Here is a 19,513-nt window from a genome sequence, read left to right as displayed (position 1 = left end):
CTTAAACCGTCAAACAGAAACCTGATCCTGTCCGGTTTTTAAGGGGCAACTCCATCATCTATCCGCTTTCGAAAGTGGGGATGGAAGTGGGGAAGGCAATGGCAAGGTCATTACAGAAGCTCTCGGATGTTCTCGTTAAGTCCACAAAGCTGAAAGCCGGAAGGCACAGCGATGGCGGCGGCCTGTATCTTAATGTAACGCCCGGCGGCTCGAAGTCATGGCTTTATATGTGGACGGTTGATGGCAAGCGCCGTGAAATGGGGCTAGGCCCCTACCCTGCTGTTACCTTGGCGAACTCGCGCTCCAAAGCCAGCGATGCACGGCAAGCAGTCGCGGAAGGCCGAGACCCCATAGCCGAGAAGGCAAAAGATAAGGAGCCTACATTCGGAGACTGCGCCGACCAGTACATAGAAAGCATGGAGAAGCAGTGGAAGAACGCCAAACATCGGGACCAATGGCGAATGACCCTCAAAGACTATTGCGAGCCAATCCGCTCAAAGATGGTTTCAGAAATCGGCGTTGATGACGTGTTGAGGGTTCTCAAGCCGATATGGTCCACGAAGAATGACACAGCCTCTCGCCTTCGAGGGCGAATCGAGCGCGTCCTCGGATACGCAAAGGCCAAAGGCTGGCGAAGAGGCGAAAATCCCGCTGCCTGGCGGGATAACCTTGCCAACATCCTCCCCTCCAAGTCGAAGCTCACCCGCGGCCATCATGCGGCCATGGGTTACGATGATGTGCCAGGATTCGTATCTCTTCTTCGGGAGCATGATGGCATTTCTGCCAAAGCGCTCGAATTTCTCATCCTGAACGCCAACCGCACCGGCGAAGTACTGGGCGCAAAGTGGGAAGAGGTTGATATGGTCGCAAAGATTTGGACCGTACCGGGGGAGCGTATGAAATCCGGCCGCGAACATCGCGTGCCTCTGTCTGAAGCTGCGCTGTCTGTGCTGCATCGTCTGCATAACCAGCGCTTCGGGGATAATCCTTATATCTTCCCCGGCCAGAAGAAAGACCGCCCCTTATCAAACATGTCCCTGACCATGGCGATTCGGCGCATGAAGATTGAAGGCGTGACGGTGCACGGGTTCCGCTCAGCATTCCGTGATTGGGCAGGTGACAAGACCAGCTTTCCGCGTGAAGTCGCAGAGGCCGCGCTTGCCCACACAGTGGGCGATGAGACAGAGCGCGCCTACCGGCGCAGCGACGCCATCGAGAGGCGGCGCAAACTCATGGATGCATGGGAGAAGTACATAACCCTGACGAAGCGCGGCGGGAACGTTCTGAAGTTTCCGGCCGCCTCATGATTTAAAGAACCGACAGGGATAGGACGGCCATCCGACAAGCCGGGTATGCACCGCCCGGTTTCCCTGCGGCCCTACGGTGCGACACAGGTGCCTCGTGTCATCAGATCCAGAAAACAAAGCCTCTCGCCTCAGGAGGTCAGTGAAAAAAGAAAAGGGCGAACCCGGAGCATGGGCGGAGGAAACGCTTGCGCGCCTCGTTGCGCTCCGAGATGCGACAGACCCGGATGGAGGGGAAGAAACCGCCGCAAGAAAAGACATGAATGCATTCCATGCTCTTCAAGAAGCCGGGAATCTCGTCAGAGCGACGGCTCAGTGGGCGATAGATCATCAAATCGGCCTAGCTACAGAGGGCCTAAGGTTCGTACCTCTTGGCCCAGCACAGACCCGCTCGCTTCGCGAATATCAGCAAGCTAGGGAGCAAGTGGACAGTCATATTCATGAGGGCATAGGCGTTGATTTCGGGCTGGGCCATTTGGCCCCTCTAACCGTGCAAGAGCGGCGCGAGATACTGATTTCTTTGCTCAGGGCGAATGTCGGCGGCTTCCCAGATGGCATTGCGGCCGAACTCTGCCTTGCGCTCGAAGCGTTATCTTATGGTGATGTCCTGCCGATCTTACAGCCGGTAAAAGGGGGACGCCAAGCTGGACTTATCGAGCTTGAGGAACAGCTGTTTGCGGTTTGCGCTGTGCACCTACGCCGCTCAAGCAAAATGATGAGTGCCGCCGACGCGGAGGAAGTAGTGGCCGAAGCATACGGCGTCAAACCCGGCACACTGAGAACATGGGAGTCGCGTTTGAGGACAGAGTTCGGGCGGCTTCGCGTATCCCAGCGCATCGGCTTCGCTAAAAACGGCGGCAGTCAGATTGCCGCTATTCGAAAAAGCGAGCCAAAGAAAGCATTCGACATGCTGCATGAAAACATTTGGCACGGCGACGAGCAAATGAAGAAATCGGCAGAGCGCTATAAGGCGGCGCAAGCCACAACGCAGCCCAAAACTGTGACAGACTGAAGGCTGCGCGTCACAAAAAAACGATACATGCTTGTGCCTGTTTGAAACAGGATTTCGTGACAAACTGGACACGAGTTTGAACCCTGACAAGCTGCGATTCATGACAATAATGGGGAGCGTTCACTGACAAACAGCAGTGAATGCGCCACCGGACGCTAAACACTCCGGCGGAGAAGTCCCGCATGAAGCCGCTTTCTATTACGGTTGACGACGCAACCACATACTGCGGTATTGGCCGCACCAAGCTCTACGAGCTTATTCGCGAAGGACACCTGACAGCCCGCAAGATGGGCAAGCGCACTCTACTCCTGACGGCAGAGCTTGACGCTTATGTGATGTCCCTGCCCACGCTCAAAGCCGCAGCTTGAGGTTTCCCTATGAAAACGGAAAACCCGGCCGCGCTGGCAGGCGCTAAACCGGGTTCCAATATCAATGCTTTCACAGGGCTTGATGCTTGGAACCCTACAGAATCCACCCCCGAAAATCAATCTGAATTGCTGGCGGTCAAATCCGTCATGCGTCGGTGCCGCGTGTCTTTCTGGCATGCGAAGACCATTTGCCAGCTTCACGGCCTTGGAGGTCTGGCAGCATGACGAAACGTATCATAACCACCGCCCGGGTTCTCCCTGACGGGCAGCCGTTTAAGCTCATTGGCCGCTACGGCTGGGCGCTGAAGAACCTCGTTGCCGCTGGCAAGAGCGGCTGTACTCCGATCGATCATCCCGGCCCGCGCTGGAGCGCATACGTGTTCAGGCTGCGAAAGGACTATGGCCTGGCCATCGAGACCTTGAACGAAGCCCATGCCGGCCCGTTTCCGGGTTCCCATGCGCGCTACATCCTGCACACAGAAGTCGAGATTATCCCGGCAGAAGCGCCGGCCGCCGATGGGAGGGCCGCAGCATGAGGGAGCCGAACAATAACCCATTAGTTATACGTGCAGCCCAATGGCTTGCCGAACAGAAGGAGCCGCCGCCCCAGGCGGTTCCAACCCTGAAGGCCCGTTTCGGTCTTTCTGCCCTTCAAGCATGCGAGGCGTGCAAGCTGGCGCAGAACTTCCGGCTTAATCGGAAGGTGTACGGCTGATGCGCGATTTCACCAAAGTTTCCCCAAAGATTTGGCGCAACAAGGCGTTCAAGGCGCTGCCGACCGATGAGGCACGGCTGTTGATGCTCTACCTCACCACCTGTGAACACCAGAACAGCGCGGGCTGTTTCCGCCTGCCCGAAGGTTACGCGCTCGATGATTTGGGATGGTCTGCTGATCAGTATCGCGGCGGCCTCTCTGCCCTGACTGATTCCGGTTTGGTTATGATCGATCCTGAAACATGCGAGGTCTTCGTGTGTGGTTGGTTTGAAACCAACTCGGCCATGAACAAGAAGCACGCGCTTGGTGTCGAGCGGGCAATAGCCGGGATTGAAAGCGACACACTGCGAGAAGCTGCCGAGCAAGAGTTTGAGATTTCTCGCGAAGCTTTCGACAAGCAGGAAGCTGATAAGGCGGCAACGAACGTGCTGGGAATGTCCGACCGACTGGCCTCGACCAGATACCTGAATGGGGGCTTCCGATGATACCCTATCGATACAGTATCGATACCCTATCGATATACAGAGACAGAGACGGAGACGGAGACGGAGACGGAGACGGAGACAAGACCGAGAAAAAGACAAAAACAAAGAAAAAGACTTTTTACGCGAAAACGAAAAAATCAGCCGCTCATTCCCAGCAAGGTCTTTTTGCTCTTGAAGGGGAGAAGGCCTCTAGGGCTCCTTTACGGAAAAGATGCTCTCAAAACTTGAAGGCTTGGAAAGCCCTTCTTCCTAAGGTGGCTAGCCTCATCGACCGAGAGGAAACGGAGGCGCTGTCAGCATGACATCATTGCTCGTACCAATACTCGTTCACGAGGCCGAGTGGGTTTATCTACCGGACGCATGCGACTTCACAGGCATGTCTGCTGACACGATCCGGCGATGGTGCAAATTTTACCTGATTGCCCGGCCTTCACGCGGCAACGTTCCACTAAGAATTCACAAGCCAGCATTGTCTATGATTATGCATAACGACTTTCAAGCTTTGGAGTTGTTGAGAAGCGGTGAGTATGGAGACTGGCGAGTCGTTCGGCACTACAAATCAGTTGGTGTGCCTTTACCTGAGTGTCACTCATAGACTGCTCTCCCAAATGACCTACTTGGGCTTTGTCCAAGTAGGTCATATAGGCACATCTTAGAAAAGTGGCACCTAAATAATACCTGCCTCGACAACAGGACGATTCTATATCAACTTGTCTCTGCAAATTACGCAGGGGGCAATAATGAGGGAAAAAATTACTTTTATAATATCTCTAATTTCTTTAGCAGGATGCACATCATTACCACCGCTACCAGACGATAGACCAGGAGACATTGTACAGCTCTCGGATCTGATAGAATGCCAAATCTTAACGGCCTTCAAAACTCATTCAAAACATAGGGTTCAGAGCTTCGATGACTGGTCAGCAAACTACACTATAACTCAAAACACGACCGACACTGCCGGCGCTGGTTTCGATCCAGTCCAATGGATCGCTCCTTCAGGTGTCGATAAACTCGTTGTTGTTGGCGATGCCAGCACATCTCGCGAAGTTTACAGATGGGGAAGAGCAGAGTTTAGCGTTCGTGTAAAAAACCCCAAATCTCAAGCTTGTGAACGTTCAGGCCGATACAAAGAAATTCGCGTCTCGCCATCCGATTTTCGGCTTGGGGAATGGGTCGAGCAATTGGGCCGCGCAGAAAACCAGCTTACAAGCATGGGATATACGGTCCGCGTAACTATTACGTCCAAAGCGGGTGTAGGAAGTGACTTCGCGAATAAAAAATGGACTGCAGTCGGCGGATTTCATGGCAGCCGCGAAACTGTACGCAACGTGGATTTCACGTTCTCGCCAATACCCGCAGCTCCAAAGCCCACGAAAGTTATTGTCGTCGCTCCAATACCAAGCGGCGGTTCCGCTCGCCCTCTAGAGAGCGAGAAGCTTAAACCGCTGAGCAACCCTATTCGCCCGAGATCAAACCAGATGAAGCTACCTCGCGAGAGCCAGCCTTCCGTTACTGTTCCTGATGCCGCGGTACGACAAAACCGCGATATCCAACAACTTCAGCGCTTGGACCAATTACCGGACTTTTGATCAACGCTAGAGAGACTCCAGATGGTCGCCTGACTCGACCATCTGGAGGACATTCTTGAAGGTGTTGCTTTAGACTAAGCGTCTTTTGCGACTGGGTTTGTCCTTCAAATCGCTACAAAGCTGATAAATTCCCGCTTTACATGCCCTGACATGCATAGTCCCCAAATACGGCGTGACGGTCTAGAATCTCAGTCTCCCAAGGAGGCCAGAGATGAACACCAATCCTACCGTTTGTCGAGAAATCACAGTCAACATCGCTCTTCGAGGCGCTCGCGTCACGAGTTCATTCCGTGACAATCTTTTCGACGCCGCGAACCGCTCGGGGATGACCCCCAATGAATTCGTGCTTCAGGCCGCTGCCGAGAAGCTCAAGGCAACTGGCCGTAATTTCTCGGGCTTGTTTGCCCCCGGCGACCTCAAGACGATGGAGTGCAGATAATGGGTTTCCTCAGTGCGTTGACCGGCAGCAGCACCGGTAAGGCAACAATGGCCGCCGCTGATCAGAACAAGGGTCTGCTTACGGCCTTTCAGGGCCTTGGCAACAAAATCATCGACACGGGCGAAGGCAAGAGCGAGGGCGCGCTGAATTCCGCCATCGGAGCATATCAGCCGTGGGTGGATAGCGGCACTTCTGCCAATGCCCTGTATGGCGATGCGTTGGGCTTGAACGGTGCGGACGGAAACGCCAGAGCGACAGGCGCTTTCCAAGCCGGTCCCGGTTACGACTTCGCCATGGACCAAGGCACACAGGCAGCTTTGCGAGGGGCCAGCGCTGGCGGCATGCTGAACAGCGGCAACACGCTGACGGCGCTTTCGCAGTATGGACAGGGGCTTGCCAATCAGGAGTACGGCGGATGGTTGAACCGTCTTGCTGGCGTTTCATCTCAAGGTCTCGGCGCGGCCGGGGGACAGGCAAGCCAGTACGGTAACCTGTCGAACCTCTACCAGCTGGGCACAGGAAACCGCCTCGACCTCGAAAGCAACGTCATCAAAGGCCAGATGGACGCAAATAACCAGTGGGCGCAAGGTAAGGAAGCCCAGAACCAAGCCAAGGGCGGCTTTCTCGGCAAGCTCTTGAACGGTGGTATCAGTGCCATTTCTGGCGGTAAAGTTGGAGGGCTGTTCTGATGGCCGTTGCAAATCTCACTGTCTCCCGCCCTGTCATTCCCCAGCCGGACCATTCTTGGCTTGATAATCTGGCCGGCAATCTTCAAAGCGTGGCGGTCAATGCCGGTGCCGGCAAAATCATCAATGAGGATCTAGCCGCGCGCGGGTTGGCTCCCGCTCCTGCGTCTGGTGGCGGTTTTCTCGGCAAGCTGCTCGGTGGTGGCAACCAGCAACAGCCGCAGGCCACATTCACAGGCCCGGTTACGTCGCAACAAATTCCCGGCCAGCCTCCGGCCTCTGCTTCGCGCGCTTCGCTTCAGGGTGGCACCTATAAGCCTTTCATCGAAACGGTGCGCGCTGGTGGCCTGACAAACCCCTACGGCCTCGCGGCTGTTGCATCGACCGGCAAGGCGGAAAGCGGCTGGTCTGCTGCCAACGCAAACCGGACTTGGAGCGACCCGAGCGAGAGCGGCCAGCCTGGCACGGCAGGCGGTATCATGTCTTGGCGTGGTCCGCGCTATCAGGCCCTTGCAGCGACTGGTGACCTTTCCCCCGAAGGTCAGGCGCGGTTTTTCCTTCAGGAAGACCCGAATCTTATTCAGGCCCTCAACAACGCTCGCAGCGTCGAAGAAGCGCAACAGCTTATGAACAGGGCTTGGGCCTTTGCCGGTCACGACCGCCCCGGCGGTGAAGCTGCCCGGCGCATGGCGATGGCTCAGAACTATTACGCCAACGAATTCCGCAACGCTCCTCCGCCAAATGCTGGAGCAGCAGCGATCGAAGCAGTTGCTCCGCTTGAACAGGGCGATACCAGCGGAAATGAAACGGCTTACGTCGATCCCATGGTGAAGGTTGAACCGCGCGCCGACGCCGCGCCCTATACCATGGCATCGCCCACGGCTCCCGGCCAGCCGTCCGGCGCACCGATGCAGGTTGCGGATTCATCCGGCAGGGTCATCTCGCAACCGCAGTCGCAGCCCACCATCCCCGTCAACGCTGACCTTATCCGCCGCATGGTGCAGAACCCCATTACTCGGGAACGCGGGCTTGCTCTTTGGCAGCAAGCGACCGAAGGCCGAAAGATGGGCTTTGATTTCATGCTTGGCCAGAATGGTGACTTGATCCGCACCGACAATCAGGGCGGCGCAAGCGTTGTGGGGAATTTTGCAAAGCCCGATCGACAGGGCCTCGTCAACGCCGGCAACGGAGTTCTTTACGACCCGAACAGCAAAGAGTGGATCACCTCTCCCAATGCTGGCCAGCAGTTCCGGCAAGCCACGCCTGAAGAAGCAACCAAGTACGGTGCTCAGGCTGGGCAGTTCGGCCCGGATGGCAAGTTCTATCCGATCAACCCGCCGTCTGGCACGTCTTTGCAGGTTGACCCGACGACAGGAGCCGTCACTTTCAATCAGGGTGCTGGCGTCAAGCCTTTGACGGAAGGCCAGAGCAAGGACACTGGCGCTGCCGTCACGAAGTCGGAAGAAGACCTCTATGGCAGAATCTTTCTGCCTCAGCCGGGTGACAAGCCCGCAACCGTCGATGCTAAGCGTCAGCGGCGCGCTCTGGCCGTGGAGGCTATCAAAGCCGGTATGCCACCGCAGGCAATCGCCAACATGGGCAAGGCGCTCGAAAACGCGTCGGCCTACGAAGGTGAGACCCCATCGCCTACGCCTTCCAAACGCCAAGCGGCTTCACCGGCTCCCGGTGCAAACACGACATATCCCCGCGCCAAAAATCCCCGGACTGGCGCAATGATCGAACTCCGCAACGGTAAATGGGAAGAGGTGCGCTAATGGCCGATCAAAAATATCCGCCGCTGCCGGAAGGCTTTGTTCTGGAGCAACCGGGTAACACCGGCCCGGCCGGAATGCCGCCCCTTCCCCCCGGTTTCGAACTTATGCCATCCGCAGGCCCCAGCCCCGCCGGCCATCCGTCTTTCGAGGAGGGGCAAGCGCTCCTCAACGCCGAAGAACAGCAGCAGCGCATGCAGGGCGCAAGCGGGACCATTGGTGCGACACTAACCGGCCTTGCCGATGGCGTGCCGATTGCCGGGCCTGCCTTGCTCGGTGCTGGTCAGCGTGGCGCGGCCATCGCATCCACCGTCATGAACGGCGGCACTTATGACGAAAACCTGAAGCAAGCGCAGGACATCACCCAGCAGGCACAGGACGCGCACCCGTGGATGACGACAGGGGCCAAGCTCACCAGCGGCGTTGCTTCACTCGCTCCCGTTGCCTCAACCGCCCTTGGTGCGCGGGCGCTTGGCATTACGGGTGAAACGCTGGGAGGGCGAACGGTTGCGGGTATGCTGTCTGGAGGGGCCATTGGTGGCTCCGATGCTGCCGCCCGGAGCGGTGGCGATTTGACGGAGACAGGCAAAGGCTTGGCGCTTGGCACATTGTTTGGGGGGATTGCGCCCGCCGCCGGTGCGGCCATCGGCGCAGGTACTCGCAAGATTCTCGACTGGGTGCGCAGTCCCGGCAAGGGTGTCGAGCGCAACCTCGCCACGTCGCTTGCTGCTGATGCTCTCGATGACGCCGCCGCCCGTGCGCGTCTTACCGAGCTTGGCCCCGAAGGCATGATTGCTGACCTTGGCGATAATCTCCGTGGTGACCTCTCGGCCGTCACCACCATGCCAGGGCGCGGCCAAACCGTAGGACGAAGCGCGCTTAGCACCAGAGATGCAGGCGCTGGCCAGCGCATCACCGCTGATGCAAACGCCTCGCTTGGCAATGCTGGCGATATTATTGCTGACCGCGCAGCTTATGTGCAGCAACGCGCCGACGCCGCCCAGCCCCTTTACGACCGGGCTTATGCCGTGCCTTTGCAGAAGACAGAGGCCATGGACAACGTTCTGAAAACGCCAGCAGGGCAGAAGGCCTTCCGCAGCGCTCAAAGGACAGCCCAGAACGAAGGTTTGCCGATCGATCCGGCAAAACTCGACGTGCGCGGCCTGGATCTCGTGAAGCGAGAAAGTGATGACCAAATCAGCGTGGCGCAACGGGCGGGCAAAAAGAACGAAGCGCGCGTCCTGACCACGATGAAGAACAAGCTCATCGAGGGCGCTCCCGGGGAATACAAGGAAGCGCTGAAGGCGTTTTCAGGCCCTTCCGGCATGATTGACGCCTTGGACAATGGCCGCTCAGTCTTTCAGCGCAGCGTTCACCCTGGCGAAGTGGCTGCTGAAATCAAGGCACTCAGCGGTGCCGACCGAGACGCCTACCTTCAGGGCGCACGCTCCGCGCTGGATGAGGTCATGATGAACGCCCGCAACGACGGCGGCGCAGCGCGTGCTATGTTCGAAAAGGGTGCGAACAAGGCAAAGCTCTATTCGCTGCTGGGAAATGACGAGGCAAAGCGCTTCATCACTGCTCTTGATCGCGAAACTACATTCGCCGGCACTTCTTACGCCGCGACAGGTAATAGTGTGACGGCAGGGCGGCAGGCGGCCCAGCAAAGGTGGGGAAGCCAACAGGGCGGAGAGGGCCCATTGCGAGCCGCGCTCAACATGAACTTTGGCGATGCCGTTGCCGCTTTGGGCGGCAAACTCAATCAGGTCCAGAACGAAGCTGCCATGGCTGCCCAGCGAGGGAGGGCCGCTGATATCCTCACGGCTCGGGGACCAGCGGCAGCGGACCAATTGCAGAGCCTATCATGGCTTCGCAGGCTTCAGGCGCAGAACGCTGCGATTGGTGGCGGCGCTGGAACGGCTACGCAGGTGTTGGGGCTTTCGGCAAGCCCAGGCTTCCTTCAGTCGTTGCGGGAGCCACGTTGAGCGTTCCGTTTATCGACAATGCCAACGGCGTACATCAACAGTACGCCAATGACGAACCCCAAGCCGATGCCGATGCCGAAATCATCCGACACGCCATAGACCAGCCAGCGCACGGCAAACCACAGCCCGAGCATTCCGGCGCAGCAGATGACGACATAGGCGAGACGATAAGCAAAATCCGAAATGCAAGCGACAATGCCCGATTTTACAGGAGCGCGAAAGATGCAAGTTTCCGAACTGGACATGATGAGCTTAAGCGGTCTGCTCGAGTTTCTGGCCTACGAGACATGCAAGCCAGACCCAGAAGCCCGCAAGAGCGCCTTTTCGGTTCTCGGTGGATTGATTGCCAACATGCACGCCAATCCGATTGATCCCGCCGACGCTCTTGCTGTGCAGGCGTTCGCCATTGCTCTCCTAAAAGAAGCCCCGATGTTTGCGGGAAGCCGCGAGGAAATGCTGAACTCGATTGCCATCATCACCGCTCTTGTCCAGGCGGTTGGCGTTGCTCTGGAGCGAATGACCGGGAAGCATCTGGCAGATTACGCATTTTTCGAAAACCCACCAAAGATAACTCAACAATAGAGAGGAGTCCGATAATGGCAGGTATCCGAGCACGCGTGGGAAGACTGGAGAATGCGTCTCATTCGAAGCTCCGGCGGTCAGTTGTAGTCGTAATGGCCGATGGTCATCCCCAGGAAGAAATCGATGCATTTCTCACCGACAAAGGCGTTCACCAAGATGGGCGCCAGCCGATTATTATTTTCAACGCCGGCCACGCAAACATTGCGGGCGAGCCTAAGCCTCTGAGGATGGATTAGATGAGAGGCCTCGTATCGCGGCTAGAGAAGCTTGAGAGCGACAGAACCGGTGGAGCACGCCTCATCTTGGTTCAAACCGGCGCCGGCCATACGAGGGCTGACGTGTCCAAGATGCTGAAAGTGAAAGGCATAACCGAAACGCCGACAGATAGGGTTGTGTGCTTCGCCACGATCTGTCTGGATCGTGATGGCAACGACATCCCTGCGGATTTCGAGCCTGAGCTGCTTTCCGTACACTGAAAACAATCAGGAAATATTTGAGCATGGCAAAGATAGGTGGAGCGAGACCAGGGGCAGGCCGGAAGCCGGGAACAATGAACCAGCGCACTGCGGAACTGGCGGCTGATATCCTCGGCTCGAAAAAATCACCCTTGGAATATCTGCTGGAGGTGATGATGGATGAAGAAGCCGATCAGAAACGAAGGGATTGGGCCGCTGAAAAGGCATCAGCTTACATCCACCCCCGCCCCGCCCCGGTCGCACGACCGATCCAGATCAGCATTCCCAGCACTGCCACGGCGTCCGAAATCCCAACGGCTATCTCTGGCATCTTGCAGGCAGTAGGCAGAGGTGAGATATCCCCCTCAGAGGCTCAGGGCATTGTTTCGATCATAGAAGCTCAGCGGAAAGCACTTGAGACTGCGGAATTGCTGAGGCGCATAGAGGAGCTTGAAGCTGCTGCTGGCAGAAAATAATCAGCAGCAGAGCAAACACGCTCTAGCTCAGGATTGACGGGGGAACGTCGCGTGGCGGGCGATGTTACGCTCTCCTAGTGCCGACCAATGACATTTCGTGATGATTTGCAACATTTCTATTACGTTTTGTAATGGCTCCTGCCTATGGAACGTTTTTGGACCAATACGCACGCGACGCGATGCAAAAGCCCTGCTTCCGGCTTTTTTTCACTCAGTCCTTGGGCAAGATAGCTGCTGTCCTCTAGCGCCTTCGCATACCGGAGATTTCCCGGTTTGAGCTCTCCAAATTTTGGGGCGCAAATTTTAGTTGAGCTACCCCAATTACATCGGGTTTATTCCGGTCTCGCGGAGAAAATAACAACTTTGTGGGTAATTAAGGTTTTGATTCTAGCGTGTGCGTATAGTGTCATTGCTGGCGAGGAGAACATACATTGTACTTTGACGACGTACTGGAACCAGTAAGCGACCGGGGTCGCATCATTTTGTTTTTGAAGTCGATGTCGAAATTCCTGGACACACTTGCTCGATCGCCAGGGGAAGTAATTCCGTCACTCCGATATCGAGCGCCCGAATTGCGGGAGACAGTTCAAAATGCCTGGAGAGAGGAGGTTCCGCGTTCAATCATACTGTTGATTGAAGGGGTGCAAAGAACCAGTATGAGCGGTATTGCGAGACGGGGTCTAACCGGCGCCTCTCTCGAAGCTAAGTTGACAACAATAAAATGGTGGGACGCTCAGATACCTGAGCTAGGCAAGAAGGCGCTAGTGTACTTGCTCAAGTGCATCAATTCTTTCCTAGGGAGCTTGCCGCTCGGACTCGCTGATGCGGTCAAAGAGGCTAAAGAAATGCTTGAGCACACCTTGGATCTTGATTGAACAAGGAACGCATTTCAATAGTCGCCAATCATCTCATCGTCATACCGGAAGGCCTTGTGTTTGCCCAAGGCGGCCGATCGTCTAGGAAAGCCCGCCAAGCGCGCTGGCGGGTCTTTCGCTTTGCTACCGCTTAGCACAGCCGGAGCACGCTAGGTCGATTTCCCGGGTCACCTAACTCACATTTTAGTAAGCGCGGCAAACTTTTCACATTCACTGACCTGCATTGGCTGGATGTAATTTTCGTTGTTTTTCCGCGAAGTTTCGACCTCTTGGACCTTTGCACATGCGACGCGGAGGAAGTCATAAGTTTCGACCTTCGGACCATTTGCCATCGCCGTTGAAATGCCACCGAGCATCTTGACGTATTCGTCCTGTGGCATGTCATTTGCGACCGCGACCATAGGAACAAGAGCGAGAAGAATTGTGAAAAAATTACGCATGAGATACCCCCTGTAATGTGGACGGTGGTAAACCAAGCAGGCAAATAATTCCTTACATGGATAGTTAAAATCTTCGGCTGCACGGGTCATCAACAGACATTTCCGACGCCGGATCGGGGCTGCGAACGGTACGACTGGGTCAAGCGGTTTCGCCGGCCTCATAGGGGAGAGAACTGTAAATGACGGACGTGGCACTAGGGCCTAACGAATTGGCCATGCTGCTGGAGAAGGCTCTCGTTGGCGGCTTCGATACGACCAAGCTGTTACGCGTAGCTTACGGAGTTTATCAGCAGTATGGCTTGGATTTCACGCCAGAGATGGACCGGATAATCCTCACATTGATGGCGATGGAAGAGGGCCCGCAGTTTGAGCTAAACGAGAGCGAGGTTCGAGACCTGATAGCGAAGCTTGCATGCGTGTAGTGGAGCCCGAACAGTTGACAGGGTAGCTTCACCTAGAAAAGTTGTAGTACCCGAGCTGTCTGGCAAAAAGAAACCCGCCGGAGCGGGTCTCACGCGAATATTCCAAGTCGGATATTCATCGATTCCTTCGAGACGTTGAAAATCTCGGCAAGTTTTTCTGGCGTGTGTTTCCCGATCAGCGGCTGAAGTTTTTGCCAGGGCATCAGGATGTCGGCAGCCAATTGGTTCGCCTCAACTTCCTTTTTATCAGGAAGCCCGCTTCGGTATAGGGCATCATCGAAGAGACCGTCACCAATATGCCGCTCGTGAAGTATGTAGTGAGCCAGCTCGTGGGCGATGGTAAACCTCTTCCGCGTCTCTGGGTGAGACTTGTTGACGAAGATAGCATATCCGCTGCTGCCGCCCTTGTCTGTTACCTTCTGGATCTTACCTGAGACGGTTGGAGGCCAAGCAGCATTGTACACCTTCACTCCGAGGACGTTAGCTAGAGAAACCACATCTATTGGCTCATGGTTGAAAGCGAGATAGGTGTTGAGCGTCTGAAGTTTATCATTCAGATCCATTTTGATTCCCTCCCATCTCTGTTGCTTCGCTGATAACCTCTTCAACCTCTTGGGGTGTCATGCCAATTTCTGGAGCTGGCGTGGTTCCAAGTGTTTGTAGCATATTTTTGGTAAGTGCTGGGACTTTTTCCTCGAGATATCTTCTAGCCGTCAGTGATGCTGTCTTTTCGGCTTGTTCCTTGGCCTCCGCTTTCGCTGCAATTTCTGCGGCCCTCACAGCCGCGCCACGGATCATCCAGAAACCTAAGAACGCAGCCAATGCTAGGATGACGGTGAAGAATGTTACGCCGATCGACAAAATCTCAAGCACGCCGACATCGTATGCCAACTTCAATGCGTCAGGATTTGCCTTGGCATCATCAATTCGCGTGGCCGGAACTGTTTGTCCTACTAGCGCGTAGACTGTTTTACCAGCGTCTGGAGACGAATAGACTTTCACTCCCATGATAGCCAGCGCTACGAGCAGCAATATCTGCAGAACAATAACGGCTATGCCAATACGCTGCGTGGCTGGCTCACTCACTGCTTCTTCACCTCGTTGCTTCTCATCCTCGGTCAATCTCTAGGCAGCCGACCGATCACATCCACGCGGTCGCACGTCCCAGTGGCGGGTACGACATCAAGTTTTTCACCAACCGCGTACTTATCCTTAGGCCTTCCAAGTCTCACCGTCTGCTTGCATGAATGCGTAATGCCCTTTTGCTGGCGCTCGAAGACAATCGTGCCAAAAGTGAAGGTCTCGTAGCGCGGCTCAAAAAACAGGTCCGCGATGACGCCTCCGCGGCGAAATTGCTTTACTTTTTCATCCCACACGTCCTGAATTGTCGCGATGGAGTGGGGGAAATTACTGAAGCGCCACGCCCGCAGGCCGATAACTAGAGCCGCGACGATAGCAAAGTAGCACACCATCAATATAGGCCATGCAAACCTGAATGCGTCGAGCTTCGGATCGTTGCGCTGTCGATTTAGCATCGTGGTAAAAGCTCGCGTCTCATCTGCGGTCCGAACTTTGAAACAGTATGGCGGTATCTCACGAAATTATCGTCCGCAGATTGGCTATCGCTTTGGCACACCCGCGTAGCGAAACATGATGTCGTCATAGAACTGCTTACGACCGCGAACTTCTCGGTCATAACACGTCGAATACTGCTCCTTTCCTTTCATGTCGCGGCAGGTATGCGCGGCGCCCTCTTCGATCGCTCTCCGCGCTTTCCATTCCATCGGCGTTTCAGTCTGGCAGGCCGTCAGCGCAAAGGCTGAAATAACAAAAAATAAGTACTTCATCATAACCCGATGTGAGATGCGTGACGGCTTTATCTGCCCTGAATCACACGAATGAAGTTTGGAGTTTTGTTCACGTAATCACGGTAGGTGATCCGCTTGCTGGCAACACCGTTGACGGCCCGCGTGCAAAACGTCTTTTGCACATTCGCTTTCGGGCTAAGGTTCATGATTATTCGCACGCTGGCTGTCTCGTGCGCCGGTGCCCTGATCGTTTTCGCGTAGCATTCGTTGATGGCGTACTGTCTCGCAGCAGGACTACCGTTCATAACCTCTTGCAATCTGCTGTATTCCGTTTCGGAAACGCATCCCGACAGCATCAAAACGGGCACGAGCACGGCGATTTTTTTAATTCTCATTTGGATGTTCCTTTTTGTCCCGGTTTGCTGGTCGCGGGCGCGTTGCAGCTCTTCGCTTTCATGTTCGCCTCAATCGCATTGACCTTGCCCTTGGCAACAGCGACCTGGCCTTCCTTGTCTCCACCGAACGTGCTCGACATCGGCACTCCGACAAGGAATACGCCTACTGCATCACCGGTAGCGGCGTCGTGCTGTTGCTTCGAAACGGCAGAAAGCGATGCCTGCTCTTTCAGATATTCGCGAGCCAGGGCCTGGCAATCGAGATTGCTGTAGGCAGCCATTGGAACGTCCACCGGGACAATTGCGTCTGGTCTTTTCGCGCACGAAGAAACGGCCAGCCCAAAGGCCAGCACAGGTAAAATATATCTCATGTAGTCCCCTAGTCCCCTGACGACGTAAAGCGTCACCAAGGTCAAGCTTCACTACAACCCGAAAAGAGAGTCAATAACGGTCGGCAACTTGTAATGAATATTTGTTCGTTTGACTGGGGCAGGCCGAAAGGCTCGTGCATTGGAGAAGAGCCCTCGACGGTAGGTTTCACGCCATACCGCCTTTACAGCGATGCAAGCAGGAATGGACGAGGAGGAATGCTCCATCAGTGGGCCTAATGCCTCGTGCAAGGCGGCCACCTCAAAGCTGCTTGGGATGAGTAGCGCGAAGACCAGTTATTGCTACCAGTCTGCCTTGCCCTCGTTAAGCAAGAGATAAAATTGATGACAACGCCAGATTGACGGAATCAGACTCTTAAGCAACTTTACTTTGATTATGGCTCGGCTGGGGGAAGACATGAGTACGATCGAAGAGAGCTTGCGCGCAATCGCGGAGCGGGTGAAATCGCATTCCAGTACGATGGCTACTGAAGAAGCCGTCAAGACCGCCGTCGTTTTGCCCTTCTTACGATCGCTTGGCTACGATGTTTTCGACCCCTCCGAGGTAGTGCCCGAGTTCACCGCGGATGCTGTCGGCAAGAAGGGTGAGAAGGTCGATTACGCGATCAAGATCGACAATGAGGTACGCATACTAATCGAGTGTAAGCCCATATCAGTGGCACTGGATAAGAAGCATCTCGATCAGTTGTACCGCTATTTCAGTGTCACGAATGCGAAGTTTGCCATTTTGACCAATGGCCGAACCTTCAACTTTTACACGGATCTCGAAGCGCCCAACAAACTGGATACCCGCCCATTCTTTGTCTTCGACGTGACCGATTTCAATGCAGGCATCGTCACCGAACTTAGGAAATTTGAGAAATCTGCATTCGACGTGGATGCCATCCTAGCAACGGCCGAGCGTCTCAAATATACCTCTGGAATTAAGCAGGTTATTTCCAAGCTCATTGAAGAGCCGTCCGAGGAGTTTGTGCGGATCGTGTCTGCTGGCGTCTATGAGGGCCGGATGACGGCTCAGGTGCGAGAAATGCTTACAGGCGTGGTCAGGACCGCGTTTCGGGAAGTCATCATGGACACCGTTAAGAGCAGGCTCTCCAGCGCCTTGGCGGACACTGAAGAGGTCATCGAGAAGATCGACGCTCCGGTTGAAGACGAACCCGAAATCGTGACAACGGAAGAAGAGCGAGAAGGCTACATGATTGTCAAAGCTATCGTGCGCGACACCATAAGTCCTTCCCGTGTCGTGATGCGTGATCAGAAATCGTATTGCGGGGTTTTAATCGACAACAACAACCGCAAGCCCCTCGCCCGATTACACTTCAATCGATCAATCAAATACATCGGCCTCTTTGATGGTGAGGCAGAAGAGCGACTGATCATCGACAGCCTTGATCAAATCTATGAGCACTCTGACAGGCTTAGAGCGACGGCAAAGAAGTATATCGATTAAGGGCCGGGACAGACACCACCTGCCCGCATTTGTCAGAACTGGCACGCGCAACCTTGGAGGACGTGATGAGTGTTTGGCTGCAGGTGTTGCCTGCCGTTAGTGGTTTTGTTGGCGCCTTGATCGGTGCCGGCGCCGCGTTGTTCGGCCAGCACCTTCAGCGTCGCCATGAAATCACCCACCGGCGCAAGTCTATCGCATTCGCTATCGCTGCTGAGATCGAAGCCTACATCGATATCATCGATCACCGAGGCTGGGTCCCGATTGCCGAGATGCTATTTAAGCAAGCGTCCTCAGGTACAATTCCCAAAGTGGAAGGGTGGCTTTCTGATCAAGAGCAAGCGAGGGACCCCTTTCCGATTTTCTCGGCAAACATGGGGAATATTGGCACACTAGGGCAAATCACCGGCCCGCTCGCAAAGTTCTACACCCGTGTGATCGGCATTAGAACAACGGTAGCCGATATGCAGGTAGGGGCATATGACGATTTGGGCCCAGAAGGCATAGCCCGTGTAATACGCGGCGAGATTGATCTGTGGTTAGAAACAGCCGTTCTTGGGAGAAAGCTCGTGAAGGATCTGCGCTCGCTTTAACCGCCCGGGCCCTTCGCAGTTAGGTTCGCATAATGTCTCAGGACAACTAGAGGATTCGATAGTGCCGATTTCATATTTTTCTACCAATTCCACGACCAGAACCAGAGCGGTACAAATCTACCTAATTCTAATTGGCGCAGCCCATCGCCGAGAAATTTTAACATACCAAATGGTCGCAGACCGCCTAGGTTATAAGGGGTCTGGCGTATTGGATAGGCAACTCGGACACTTGATGTACTGGTGCGACGAAAACGGGCTGCCTCCTCTCACTGTCCTTGTAGTCAACAAGAAAACGGGATTGCCTGGCACCGGATTGATACTCTCTACCGACCTCAACGCGGACAGAGAAGCCGTCTTCCAGTTTAATTGGTATTCCATAGTTCCACCAACGTCCGCCGAACTCCCAGAATCTTGATGCAATTCGCTATCGATAATCACCCTTGTCGCTAGTTATTTTGCAATTGTCCGCGCACTCTCGCACGCGCTAAGGGGTCAAGCTGGCCGCTGACCTGCGAAGTTTTAAGACGATGCCCACCCGATCATTTTGGTATTGAACAGCGGGGATATCGTGGAAAACTTTTTTTCGTCACGTTCTCTTGTCGATCCAGCGTCACCGTCGGCGGCCGGAGGTTGCCATGGATCTTTCTTTTCATAACAGAACCCTGACGATTAGCATGCAAGTCAAGGAGCGCATCCGGCGGACTGGGTACACGCCGAGTGGCTTCAAAGTCTGGACTGCTGAAGAGGACGAAGTCGTAAAATCTCTTTACCCCTTGTACGCCGAAATGCAGTTGAGATTCCCCGAGCGTAGTCTGAAGTCGCTCCACGGTCGGTGCGAGAGGCTTGGAATCGCAAAGAAGCTTCACTGGTGGACCGGGGCTGAGATTTCAAAGTTGAGGCGTCTCTATCCAACTGCTTCACGCGTTAAAATCAGAGAGGAATTTCCGAGCGGGACTTGGCGGGCAATAGAAGCTGCCGCCAAGAGACATGGCATGAGCCGTGCCCGCCGCAAGTACAAAAGAACAGGTCATCATCTCATCGACGCGATACTAGCGAGGATCGAGGAAATAGGCTGGACCCTACCGGATTTGGATGAAGAAGCTCGCACAAAGAAATACTTCTCAAACCAAGGCTGGCGCCGTTCGCGACCAAACATTGCGAAAATTGCGCTAGCGGTGAAAGCGTTGGACGGTCGGCTTGGGATTGCTTGGAATTAACGTAAGCGCGAATTTCTGTGCACCTTTTGAAGCGCAGTGCTCTGATGCATGAAGTG

The 19,513-nt window shown here is 55.0% G+C and carries 25 protein-coding genes; 18 read left to right on the top strand and 7 right to left on the bottom strand.

From position 1 onward, the window contains the following. Positions 1-98 precede the first annotated feature (98 nt). The 11 genes from AC5SEO_RS26450 to AC5SEO_RS26400 all read left to right on the top strand — a co-directional run bounded on the left by AC5SEO_RS26450 (position 99) and on the right by AC5SEO_RS26400 (position 10,358). The gene (locus AC5SEO_RS26450) at positions 99-1,307 is read left to right on the top strand and encodes a tyrosine-type recombinase/integrase (RefSeq protein WP_174068152.1); all 1,209 of its coding nucleotides are present in this window, start codon (positions 99-101) and stop codon (positions 1,305-1,307) included. Between the two features lie 139 nt (positions 1,308-1,446). Next, positions 1,447-2,316, top strand: coding sequence for a hypothetical protein (locus AC5SEO_RS26445; RefSeq protein WP_174068151.1), 870 nt, complete (start codon positions 1,447-1,449; stop codon positions 2,314-2,316). Positions 2,317-2,498: 182 nt separating this feature from the next. Continuing rightward, positions 2,499-2,684 carry a helix-turn-helix domain-containing protein gene (locus tag AC5SEO_RS26440; protein WP_162692756.1) on the top strand — a complete coding sequence of 62 codons (186 nt, stop codon included), beginning with the start codon at positions 2,499-2,501 and terminating at the stop codon, positions 2,682-2,684. Between the two features lie 9 nt (positions 2,685-2,693). Next, the gene (locus AC5SEO_RS26435) at positions 2,694-2,909 is read left to right on the top strand and encodes a hypothetical protein (RefSeq protein ID WP_174068150.1); all 216 of its coding nucleotides are present in this window, start codon (positions 2,694-2,696) and stop codon (positions 2,907-2,909) included. Beyond that, on the top strand, positions 2,906-3,220 hold the full coding sequence (locus AC5SEO_RS26430) for a winged helix domain-containing protein (protein WP_174068149.1): 315 nt from the start codon (positions 2,906-2,908) through the stop codon (positions 3,218-3,220). The genes AC5SEO_RS26435 and AC5SEO_RS26430 overlap by 4 nt, the downstream gene beginning before the upstream one ends. A gap of 178 nt (positions 3,221-3,398) precedes the next feature. Then, a complete protein-coding gene (locus AC5SEO_RS26425) occupies positions 3,399-3,884 on the top strand; it encodes a hypothetical protein (protein ID WP_174068148.1) in 486 nt (161 codons plus the stop codon). A 740-nt stretch (positions 3,885-4,624) separates the two neighbouring features. Next, a complete protein-coding gene (locus AC5SEO_RS26420; protein ID WP_174068147.1) occupies positions 4,625-5,476 on the top strand; it encodes a hypothetical protein in 852 nt (283 codons plus the stop codon). Between the two features lie 211 nt (positions 5,477-5,687). Continuing rightward, on the top strand, positions 5,688-5,915 hold the full coding sequence (locus AC5SEO_RS26415) for a hypothetical protein (protein WP_174068146.1): 228 nt from the start codon (positions 5,688-5,690) through the stop codon (positions 5,913-5,915). Next, a complete protein-coding gene (locus tag AC5SEO_RS26410) occupies positions 5,915-6,604 on the top strand; it encodes a hypothetical protein (protein WP_174068145.1) in 690 nt (229 codons plus the stop codon). Before AC5SEO_RS26415 ends, AC5SEO_RS26410 begins: the two co-directional genes overlap by 1 nt. Beyond that, entirely contained in the window at positions 6,604-8,376 is a 1,773-nt protein-coding gene (locus AC5SEO_RS26405; RefSeq protein ID WP_495364184.1) for a hypothetical protein, read from the top strand. The genes AC5SEO_RS26410 and AC5SEO_RS26405 overlap by 1 nt, the downstream gene beginning before the upstream one ends. Continuing rightward, positions 8,376-10,358, top strand: a complete 1,983-nt coding sequence (locus tag AC5SEO_RS26400; protein WP_495364183.1) for a hypothetical protein — start codon at positions 8,376-8,378, stop codon at positions 10,356-10,358. Before AC5SEO_RS26405 ends, AC5SEO_RS26400 begins: the two co-directional genes overlap by 1 nt. Here the strand turns inward: AC5SEO_RS26400 and AC5SEO_RS26395 are convergent. Further along, on the bottom strand, positions 10,334-10,603 hold the full coding sequence (locus tag AC5SEO_RS26395) for a hypothetical protein (RefSeq protein ID WP_174068142.1): 270 nt from the start codon (positions 10,601-10,603) through the stop codon (positions 10,334-10,336). The two genes, AC5SEO_RS26400 and AC5SEO_RS26395, sit on opposite strands and share 25 nt — an antisense overlap. Here AC5SEO_RS26395 and AC5SEO_RS26390 point away from each other — a divergent pair. The 3 genes from AC5SEO_RS26390 to AC5SEO_RS26380 all read left to right on the top strand — a co-directional run bounded on the left by AC5SEO_RS26390 (position 10,581) and on the right by AC5SEO_RS26380 (position 11,871). Next, positions 10,581-10,940, top strand: coding sequence for a hypothetical protein (locus AC5SEO_RS26390; protein WP_174068141.1), 360 nt, complete (start codon positions 10,581-10,583; stop codon positions 10,938-10,940). The genes AC5SEO_RS26395 and AC5SEO_RS26390 overlap by 23 nt on opposite strands. 236 nt (positions 10,941-11,176) lie before the next feature. Further along, positions 11,177-11,416 (top strand): hypothetical protein, encoded by a 240-nt coding sequence (locus tag AC5SEO_RS26385; RefSeq protein ID WP_174068140.1) that lies wholly within the window; start codon positions 11,177-11,179, stop codon positions 11,414-11,416. Positions 11,417-11,490: 74 nt separating this feature from the next. Continuing rightward, the gene (locus AC5SEO_RS26380) at positions 11,491-11,871 is read left to right on the top strand and encodes a hypothetical protein (RefSeq protein ID WP_174068139.1); all 381 of its coding nucleotides are present in this window, start codon (positions 11,491-11,493) and stop codon (positions 11,869-11,871) included. A 1,051-nt stretch (positions 11,872-12,922) separates the two neighbouring features. On the opposite strand, the gene AC5SEO_RS26375 is transcribed toward AC5SEO_RS26380, so the two are convergent. After that, on the bottom strand, positions 12,923-13,276 hold the full coding sequence (locus AC5SEO_RS26375; protein WP_174068138.1) for a hypothetical protein: 354 nt from the start codon (positions 13,274-13,276) through the stop codon (positions 12,923-12,925). Between the two features lie 89 nt (positions 13,277-13,365). Here AC5SEO_RS26375 and AC5SEO_RS26370 point away from each other — a divergent pair, with 89 nt between their 5' ends. Continuing rightward, complete coding sequence (locus AC5SEO_RS26370; RefSeq protein WP_174068137.1) at positions 13,366-13,608, top strand: hypothetical protein; 243 nt, start codon at positions 13,366-13,368, stop codon at positions 13,606-13,608. A gap of 89 nt (positions 13,609-13,697) precedes the next feature. Here the strand turns inward: AC5SEO_RS26370 and AC5SEO_RS26365 are convergent, their stop codons facing one another. From AC5SEO_RS26365 to AC5SEO_RS26345, 5 genes are all read right to left on the bottom strand, one after another. Next, positions 13,698-14,171, bottom strand: a complete 474-nt coding sequence (locus AC5SEO_RS26365) for an ImmA/IrrE family metallo-endopeptidase (protein WP_174068136.1) — start codon at positions 14,169-14,171, stop codon at positions 13,698-13,700. Then, positions 14,158-14,730, bottom strand: a complete 573-nt coding sequence (locus tag AC5SEO_RS26360) for a hypothetical protein (protein ID WP_174068135.1) — start codon at positions 14,728-14,730, stop codon at positions 14,158-14,160. The genes AC5SEO_RS26365 and AC5SEO_RS26360 overlap by 14 nt, the downstream gene beginning before the upstream one ends. Then, positions 14,727-15,143, bottom strand: coding sequence for a hypothetical protein (locus AC5SEO_RS26355; protein ID WP_236771156.1), 417 nt, complete (start codon positions 15,141-15,143; stop codon positions 14,727-14,729). The genes AC5SEO_RS26360 and AC5SEO_RS26355 overlap by 4 nt, the downstream gene beginning before the upstream one ends. 341 nt (positions 15,144-15,484) lie before the next feature. Next, a complete protein-coding gene (locus AC5SEO_RS26350) occupies positions 15,485-15,811 on the bottom strand; it encodes a hypothetical protein (protein ID WP_174068133.1) in 327 nt (108 codons plus the stop codon). Next, positions 15,808-16,182, bottom strand: coding sequence for a hypothetical protein (locus AC5SEO_RS26345; protein ID WP_111789992.1), 375 nt, complete (start codon positions 16,180-16,182; stop codon positions 15,808-15,810). Before AC5SEO_RS26345 ends, AC5SEO_RS26350 begins: the two co-directional genes overlap by 4 nt. Before the next feature lie 415 nt (positions 16,183-16,597). Between AC5SEO_RS26345 and AC5SEO_RS26340 the strand changes: the two genes are divergently transcribed. The 3 genes from AC5SEO_RS26340 to AC5SEO_RS26330 all read left to right on the top strand — a co-directional run bounded on the left by AC5SEO_RS26340 (position 16,598) and on the right by AC5SEO_RS26330 (position 19,457). Beyond that, positions 16,598-17,650 carry a type I restriction endonuclease gene (locus tag AC5SEO_RS26340; RefSeq protein ID WP_174068132.1) on the top strand — a complete coding sequence of 351 codons (1,053 nt, stop codon included), beginning with the start codon at positions 16,598-16,600 and terminating at the stop codon, positions 17,648-17,650. Between the two features lie 65 nt (positions 17,651-17,715). Beyond that, positions 17,716-18,240 (top strand): hypothetical protein, encoded by a 525-nt coding sequence (locus tag AC5SEO_RS26335; RefSeq protein ID WP_174068131.1) that lies wholly within the window; start codon positions 17,716-17,718, stop codon positions 18,238-18,240. A 635-nt stretch (positions 18,241-18,875) separates the two neighbouring features. After that, positions 18,876-19,457: a hypothetical protein gene (locus AC5SEO_RS26330; RefSeq protein ID WP_174068130.1), complete on the top strand. Its 582-nt coding sequence runs from the start codon at positions 18,876-18,878 to the stop codon at positions 19,455-19,457. Positions 19,458-19,513: the final 56 nt, after the last annotated feature.

This window comes from Agrobacterium sp. K11 (genome assembly GCF_059429395.1).
Note: the sequence above shows the minus strand (reverse complement) of the source record. Positions and strands in the feature narration are given on the sequence as shown.

Excerpts from the sequence above, each read along its gene's own strand:
- AC5SEO_RS26450 (WP_174068152.1), top strand. The coding sequence starts at position 99 with ATGGCAAGGTCATTACAGAAGCTCTCGGATGTTCTCGTTAAGTCCACA.
- AC5SEO_RS26440 (WP_162692756.1), top strand. The coding sequence starts at position 2,499 with ATGAAGCCGCTTTCTATTACGGTTGACGACGCAACCACATACTGCGGT.
- AC5SEO_RS26435 (WP_174068150.1), top strand. The coding sequence starts at position 2,694 with ATGAAAACGGAAAACCCGGCCGCGCTGGCAGGCGCTAAACCGGGTTCC.
- AC5SEO_RS26430 (WP_174068149.1), top strand. The coding sequence starts at position 2,906 with ATGACGAAACGTATCATAACCACCGCCCGGGTTCTCCCTGACGGGCAG.
- AC5SEO_RS26425 (WP_174068148.1), top strand. The coding sequence starts at position 3,399 with ATGCGCGATTTCACCAAAGTTTCCCCAAAGATTTGGCGCAACAAGGCG.
- AC5SEO_RS26420 (WP_174068147.1), top strand. The coding sequence starts at position 4,625 with ATGAGGGAAAAAATTACTTTTATAATATCTCTAATTTCTTTAGCAGGA.
- AC5SEO_RS26415 (WP_174068146.1), top strand. The coding sequence starts at position 5,688 with ATGAACACCAATCCTACCGTTTGTCGAGAAATCACAGTCAACATCGCT.
- AC5SEO_RS26410 (WP_174068145.1), top strand. The coding sequence starts at position 5,915 with ATGGGTTTCCTCAGTGCGTTGACCGGCAGCAGCACCGGTAAGGCAACA.
- AC5SEO_RS26405 (WP_495364184.1), top strand. The coding sequence starts at position 6,604 with ATGGCCGTTGCAAATCTCACTGTCTCCCGCCCTGTCATTCCCCAGCCG.
- AC5SEO_RS26400 (WP_495364183.1), top strand. The coding sequence starts at position 8,376 with ATGGCCGATCAAAAATATCCGCCGCTGCCGGAAGGCTTTGTTCTGGAG.
- AC5SEO_RS26390 (WP_174068141.1), top strand. The coding sequence starts at position 10,581 with ATGCAAGTTTCCGAACTGGACATGATGAGCTTAAGCGGTCTGCTCGAG.
- AC5SEO_RS26395 (WP_174068142.1), bottom strand. The coding sequence starts at position 10,603 with ATGTCCAGTTCGGAAACTTGCATCTTTCGCGCTCCTGTAAAATCGGGC.
- AC5SEO_RS26385 (WP_174068140.1), top strand. The coding sequence starts at position 11,177 with ATGAGAGGCCTCGTATCGCGGCTAGAGAAGCTTGAGAGCGACAGAACC.
- AC5SEO_RS26380 (WP_174068139.1), top strand. The coding sequence starts at position 11,491 with ATGAACCAGCGCACTGCGGAACTGGCGGCTGATATCCTCGGCTCGAAA.
- AC5SEO_RS26375 (WP_174068138.1), bottom strand. The coding sequence starts at position 13,276 with ATGACCCGTGCAGCCGAAGATTTTAACTATCCATGTAAGGAATTATTT.
- AC5SEO_RS26370 (WP_174068137.1), top strand. The coding sequence starts at position 13,366 with ATGACGGACGTGGCACTAGGGCCTAACGAATTGGCCATGCTGCTGGAG.
- AC5SEO_RS26365 (WP_174068136.1), bottom strand. The coding sequence starts at position 14,171 with ATGGATCTGAATGATAAACTTCAGACGCTCAACACCTATCTCGCTTTC.
- AC5SEO_RS26355 (WP_236771156.1), bottom strand. The coding sequence starts at position 15,143 with ATGCTAAATCGACAGCGCAACGATCCGAAGCTCGACGCATTCAGGTTT.
- AC5SEO_RS26350 (WP_174068133.1), bottom strand. The coding sequence starts at position 15,811 with ATGAGAATTAAAAAAATCGCCGTGCTCGTGCCCGTTTTGATGCTGTCG.
- AC5SEO_RS26345 (WP_111789992.1), bottom strand. The coding sequence starts at position 16,182 with ATGAGATATATTTTACCTGTGCTGGCCTTTGGGCTGGCCGTTTCTTCG.
- AC5SEO_RS26340 (WP_174068132.1), top strand. The coding sequence starts at position 16,598 with ATGAGTACGATCGAAGAGAGCTTGCGCGCAATCGCGGAGCGGGTGAAA.
- AC5SEO_RS26335 (WP_174068131.1), top strand. The coding sequence starts at position 17,716 with ATGAGTGTTTGGCTGCAGGTGTTGCCTGCCGTTAGTGGTTTTGTTGGC.
- AC5SEO_RS26330 (WP_174068130.1), top strand. The coding sequence starts at position 18,876 with ATGGATCTTTCTTTTCATAACAGAACCCTGACGATTAGCATGCAAGTC.